1 protein-coding gene is annotated in these 341 nt (G+C 48.1%); it reads right to left on the reverse strand.

Annotated elements, in window-relative coordinates:
• Window positions 1–60: 60 nt before the first annotated feature.
• Window positions 61–341 (reverse strand): aldehyde dehydrogenase family protein (locus tag ACTHS4_RS11730; protein WP_440365977.1); only part of this gene is annotated, 281 nt, incomplete at its 5' end.

The following is a 341-nucleotide window of genomic DNA, read 5'->3' on the forward strand; positions in this document are numbered from 1 at the left end:
GCCTAATTCCGCTACATCAATGCACAAATATTTAAATTATAAAAACTCGTCCGCACAATATTAGATACCTTCACGTCCCAAACCGCTGCGTTTCACAACGCAAAACGGTGCTACTTCATTACTCATTAAGCCCGTATTGATACCGACCATGACGTAGTCCAAGGCTTCGCCGACGCGCCAGTGACGGGCGGTGTCGGAGGTGAAAAGGTAAGCTGCCAAACCGTATTCCGTATTGTTCGCAGCCTCGATGAATTCGACTTCGGTTTCAAAAAGGAACACTGGACACAAAGGCCCGAAGGTTTCCTCGCGAGCTACCGCCATTTTAGCCCTAACGTTGCTTA

The sequence above is a fragment of the Neisseria sp. P0014.S009 genome (assembly GCF_051958155.1).
Taxonomy (GTDB): Bacteria; Pseudomonadota; Gammaproteobacteria; order Burkholderiales; family Neisseriaceae; genus Neisseria; species Neisseria flavescens_C.